At 40.0% G+C, this 6,302-nt stretch carries 3 protein-coding genes; all 3 read left to right on the forward strand.

What is annotated here, in order from left to right; genetic code table 11:
• On the forward strand, positions 1–679 hold a 679-nt coding region (locus AOB46_RS22280), incomplete at its 5' end, for a T9SS type A sorting domain-containing protein (RefSeq protein WP_131724445.1).
• A 9-nt stretch (positions 680–688) separates the two neighbouring features.
• Positions 689–3,550 (forward strand): RHS repeat protein, encoded by a 2,862-nt coding sequence (locus AOB46_RS22285; RefSeq protein ID WP_062703565.1) that lies wholly within the window; start codon positions 689–691, stop codon positions 3,548–3,550.
• Positions 3,551–3,554: 4 nt separating this feature from the next.
• A partial coding sequence (locus tag AOB46_RS22290; RefSeq protein WP_185113901.1) for a DUF6443 domain-containing protein occupies positions 3,555–6,302 on the forward strand: 2,748 nt, incomplete at its 3' end.

Genomic DNA, 6,302 nt, shown 5'->3' on the forward strand with positions numbered 1-6,302 from the left:
CGAGAGATCAGGCAATAAAACCGTAGGCATCGAAGAAGGAACCGACTTATGGCTTGTTGCTCTAAACGAAAGAGGCGAAGAGCAGTGGCAGAAATCCTACAACTTTAAAAACCGGGATATCCTGATGGGCATGAGTGTGATTCATTCCGCAGATGATAAAACTTCCAAAGGAATATTGCTCGGCGGTTACACCCAGGCAGAAGGCCGGATAGAAAAAGATGATGAAACGTTCTGGATGCTGTATCTGGATCAGGAAGGTAATGAACAGTGGAGAAAACACATCACGGGAGAGAACCGAAAGAAAGAAGAAAGGCTTTCTGATATAAAGTTAAACAGAGACGGTTCCATTATTCTTGCCGGAACCAGTGCGGAAGAGCTCGGAAAAGAGAACTGGAAGATTGTGAAGCTTGGGGACAGCCAGATCGATAAGCTGATTCAGAAACAAGACATCAAGATTTATCCTAATCCGGTCTCCGATTATGCTTACGTAGAAATAGGTGTTGACTTTAAAGAAGCAGATATTGTGGTGTATGATATGGGAGGAAGACAGCTTCAGAGTGTAAAAACGAAGAATAAAGTCACTAAAATTAATACCCAGCCTTTGGTTCAGGGTGCTTACCTGGTAGTGATTAAAACCGATACGAATCAAACAGCCAACGCAAAACTGATAAAAAAATAAAAACTGATTATGAAGAAAACAAATTATATGAAAGCCCTGGGCCTGGTCCCTGTTTTTTTAGGGGCACTGGTCTACGGACAGGCAAGCATAGGAGAAGCTGTTACTACCCCTATTGCCTCACCATCAATGGCTGCCATGTCGCAGTATTCTGATGTACCGATTTCGCTGGCTACTGGATTACCGGATATAGGAATTTCCCTTTCTGATGCTCCGACTTCAGGTGGGTTGAAATGGCCGCTTGGGTTAAGCTATAATGCAAGAAGGACAGATAATACCGAAGAACTGGCGAGTGATGTAGGCCGTGGATGGTCATTTTTCGGGGCAGGAGTGGTTTATAAAAAAATTGTCATGGGTCTGGATGAATGTTATGATAATGCAGGTGCTATAGATTATCAAAAAAATGAGTTTGATGATATCTACTATTATAACCTTCCGGGACTTTCAGGAAAGTTCAGAATCAAAAGAGACATAGCCTCGAATACTTTTTCATTGGTGAACTTAGTGCCCAACGGAGCTAAGATAGAATATGTAAGAGACAGCAATACATCAACTTTCAAAGCAGATAGTTTTACGATAACAGCAGATAACGGATATAAATATTTTTTTGACAAACCGGATATCGGAAGATATAATTGCGATGTTGGACTTATTATTCCAACGATATATAAACCAGCTTATTACCTGACCAAGATTTTATCTCCGATAGGGGCTGAGGTAGCCGTATTTACCTATGATGAAAAGACAAAATATAGGGAAAATAGTACAAATTATCTTATATTCCTTCAGAATAAGCTGAAAGCCATCACCAGCAGAAACGGGCAGACGGTTTTTAATTATTCATATGATGAAACGCTGGAAGGCAAAAAAGAAAGCGATAAAACAGCCAGTGATCCTTACAGCCTTCAGAAAATTATTTTTAAAAATCCAGCTGGAGAAGAACTGTCTTCTTATGTATTTAATTATACCATGGTTTCAAAAGGAAATGATATTTCGAATAAGGAAAGAATTCTGAATTCTGTATTCAAAAATGATAAGAATAACAGTCCTGTTGAAAAAAATAGTTTTGTATATAATGAACCTTCCGGATTAGGAAGGCTTAAGAGACTTATTACTCCTTCCGGAGGAGTTACTGAATATAATTTTGAGAACGGAGAAGTCTACGTTAATTATAATGATCCCGCTTACTTAGCTAGTTTGGATGGTGCGCCGAGTATTACTAATCCTATTATTCAATATTGGGCCCAATTAGCAAATGGTCTGATCAATACGAACCAGACGTTACAGTATAACTTTACAATACCTGGAGATACCTCAGTAAAAAAATATTTTAGATTTGGTTACCATATTGATGAATATGAATATCCTGAGCCGCCTATAGATCCATTTTTTCCTGACAGGCCACCAAAACCAAGAACAGACAAACTTAAGATCACCCTGAAAAGAGACGGTGTAGTTGTCGTACCAACTAGAACGATTACCCAAACCTACCATTATCTAACTACGTTAAATGAATTTCCTGGTAATTATACCCTTGAAATTGAATCAGTTGATGGAGCTGTCGGAAAAGGTAGCCTGGGCGCATCTGAAGTTAGGCTCAATCCTGGTCCATTCAGAAATGGAAGAGAATCCATTACTAAAAGGATTAAAAATATTAAGTATTTCAAAAATCCAACAGATACCAACGCTGACAGAATAATGAACTATGAATATGAATCTTTCACGCAGCCTAACAGTGCAAGCGGTTTCGGTTACGCGAATGAAAGAGATAGTGATGATGAATATAGTACAGGTTTTATTCTTTACAAAAATGTAAAGGTTTTTGAAAATGGAAAAGGATATACACGTTATTTCTTTAAGACACCAGATGATTATCCCAAGCAGCCAAACGGAGGACCGCAGAATGACCCTTTTTATTTCTGGCCTTATTACAATGTGACTAAAAGCGGGTTAATGAGAAAGAAAGAAACCTATAATGAACAGAATACACTTTTGACAGAAGAGGTTTATGATTATGAACTGGATAATTATTCTAACGAAGAACTTAATATGATGTTCGGAAATAAGACTACTTCAAAACCTGCTTACATTAAAAAGAGTATGATTACTGCAAAAGCATTTTTCCCTAATAACGGAATGCTGGAGTCCAGTTCAGAAACCTGGATGAACACAAGTCAGAAACCGTATTATACCAAAAGTACGGCAGATGGGGAAACTTCAGAACAGTTTATTACTTATCCTTCCGGACAGGCAGGATACAGCCACCTGGTGACTGCTAATATGACAGGAATTCCCGTGATAAATGAAGAAAAGAAAAACGGGAAAATGACCTCTAAATCGATAACCCGTTATGAATCTCCGTCTCTTCTTCCAACCTCTGTCCTTGCAACCAATATTGCCGATGGCAGTACAAAACAGACCGCTTCCCTGGATGCTTATGACGACAAAGGAAATATACTTCAGGTGACCTCTGCAGACGGAATTCCTGCGACATTGATCTATGGCTATAACAAAACACAGGTCATTGCCAGAATAGAAGGCGCAAAATATAATGAGATTAAAAACAGCTCACTTATTACCACGGCTATTGCTGCATCAGATAGCGATAATACCAACCCGGGAACAGAAAGTGCGTTGATTACAGCTTTGGATAATCTCCGTATGGACAGCTCAATGACGGCGTACAGAATTACAACTTATACCTATGATCCGATGGTGGGCCTTACCACGACAACATCTCCGGATGGCCGGCGTGAAATGTATGAATATGACAGTGCCGGAAGATTAAAAACCCTGAAAAGAGCAGAAAAAGATGCTTCAGGAAATACCGTGTACAAAACGCTGAAAGAATACAAATACAACTACAAACCGTAAAATGATGAAAAGAATTTTAAGCCTTTTCGGGATATTGTCAGCGGTAGTTTTCTCTGCACAGAACAATCTCACCAATACCGAAAATTACACCTATACCAAAGAATGCCTGAATGCAGACTGTACTAAATTTTCAGAAAGTGTACAGTATTTTGACAGCTTCGGCAGGCCATTTCAGGCTGTCAGCATAAAATCCAGTCCTTCAGGAAAGGATATGGTACAGCATATTCCGTATGACAGCTACGGAAGAAAAGTAGACAGCTGGTTTCCGGTTCCCATGCCTACATCGGGCGGGGCAGTCCATGACACAGCAGCCGTAAAAACCAATGCGGTTAGTTTGTATGGTGACAGCCGTCCGTTTTCCCATACTGTATTGGATAATTCTCCACTAGACCGTGTTTTGCAACAGATTTCTCCGGGGGAGGACTGGCAGAACCATCCGGCAGCTTTTGCCTACGAAACCAACATCAACGGAGAAGTTAAAAAATATATGGTTTCTTCTTCCTGGACTGAAGGGAGAACAGAGTCAGTACTCTCACTTTCGGGAAGCTATCCGGCTAATACCCTGACAAAAAATACGGTGACCGACCAGGATGGAAAAGTCTCTGTAGAATATAAAAACAAGCAGGGGCAGCTGATTATGGCAAGAAAAGGAGCAGGAACATCAGATGCTGCAGATACCTATTATGTTTATAATGAATTTGGACATCTGGTCTATGTTATTCCTCCGCTGGCTGCGGCTTCAGGATCAGTATCTCAGGATACCTTGGAAAAGCTTTGCTACCAGTATCGTTATGATGGCTGGAACCGCCTGGTAGAAAAAAGACTTCCGGGTAAAGGCTGGGAATATATGGTGTATGATAAAGCAGATAAGCTGATTCTTACCCAAGATGCGAATCAGAGAACTTCGGCCAGCTGGATGATTTATAAATATGATATATGGGGAAGGCCTATTTATACAGGAATACTAACGGGTAATAATACCAGATCAGGTATGCAGAGCCAGGTTAGTGACTTATCTGTTATTGAAGGCAGGAGTACCACAGGACTTACGGCCAATGATATGACGTATTATTATTCTAATATGTATTGGGGGCTGAATACCCTGTTATCGGTTACGTATTATGATTCTTACCCTCAACAGTATGGTTTTAATCCTCCTTTTCCTTCAACGATTCTGGGAGAACCGGTACTGACTGAAACTCCTGATGCTGCTGGAAGAAGCACCAAAGGTCTTCCGGTGATGAGTCTGGTAAAAAATATAGAGGATAACAGCTGGACAAAAACCTATACCTATTATGATCAAAAAGGAAGAGCAATAGGAACCCATTCCATCAATCATTTGGGAGGCTATACCAAAACAGAATCCAAGCTTGATTTTGCCGGATTAACCCTACAGACCAAAGCCTATCATAAAAGACTGGCCACAGATACTGAAAAACTGATCACCCAGACCTATGAATATGATGCCCAGGGAAGACTGTTGGTGCATAAGCATAAGATTGACAGTAACCCTGAAGAGATTCTGAAGCAGAATACTTATAATGAACTCTCCCAGATTGTCAATAAAAAAGTAGGGGGAACCAATGTCTCATCTCCTTTGCAGAGCATTGATTACACCTATAATATTCATGGCTGGCTGACGAAGATCAATGATCCTGCTAATCTGAACGGGAAGCTTTTCGGGTATGAGATGAAATATTTCAATCCTCAGAATACCACAAGTACTTCAGGAAAATATGGTGGAAATATTACAGAAATAGACTGGAAAACAGCCACAGATAATGTATTGAGAAGATATGATTATCAATATGATGCCCTAAATCGTTTGAAGATAGGAATATATTCTGAACCGGGTTCATCTGTTCCGCAAAATGATTTTTATAACGAGGCAATGAGCTATGATCTCAACGGAAACATAAGCTCCTTGCAAAGAAGTACAAAGGGAGCAGGAACAGCACAACAGATTGATAACCTTATCTATACTTACACAGGGAATAGGCTGCAGACAGTTGTTGACAATACTGGAAATTATATGGGCTATCCTGATAGTTCCGGCAGTGCGATTTCGTATGACGACAACGGAAACATGACCGATCACATCGACAAAGGAATATTAGAGATCAAATACAATTACCTGAACCTTCCGGGGAAAATGAAATTCAGTACCACCTATGTAATCCGGAATAACGAAACAGGAGAAGATGAAACAAGAAATGTAAGATCGGAATATATCTACCGTGCTGACGGAACCAAGCTGAGAAAGAAGCACATCACTGTATTTAGTAAAAAGAATAGCACAGAACGTATCACCACAACAGATTATCTGGATGGGTTCCAGTATACCATCAATTATCTGAATGCAGTCTCTCTGGATTTTGTTCCTACCTCTGAAGGCTACTACGATTTTAAAAATAATAAGTATATTTACAACTATACCGATCAGTTAGGAAATGTACGGTTGAGCTATCAGAATAATGGTTCGGGAGCAGCAGTTCTTGAAGAAAATAACTATTATCCGTTTGGATTAAAGCATGAGGGATACAATTACACATCAGGAAATCCTGACTACCGATACCAATACAACGGTAAAGAGCTACAGGATGATACGGGAATGCTTGATTATGGCTGGAGACAGTATATGCCGGAGTTGGGACGATGGAATGGGATGGATCAGCTTTCAGAAAGTTATTCTTCATATTCACCTTATGCTTATGTAATGAATAATCCGGTGATGATGTATGACCCGGATGGA

Origin of the sequence: Chryseobacterium indologenes (assembly GCF_001295265.1) — a bacterium.
Classification (GTDB): domain Bacteria; phylum Bacteroidota; class Bacteroidia; order Flavobacteriales; family Weeksellaceae; genus Chryseobacterium; species Chryseobacterium indologenes_A.

Bases quoted from the DNA above. Each gene is read 5' to 3' on its own strand.
- AOB46_RS22285 (WP_062703565.1), top strand. From the start codon at position 689: ATGAAGAAAACAAATTATATGAAAGCCCTGGGCCTGGTCCCTGTTTTT.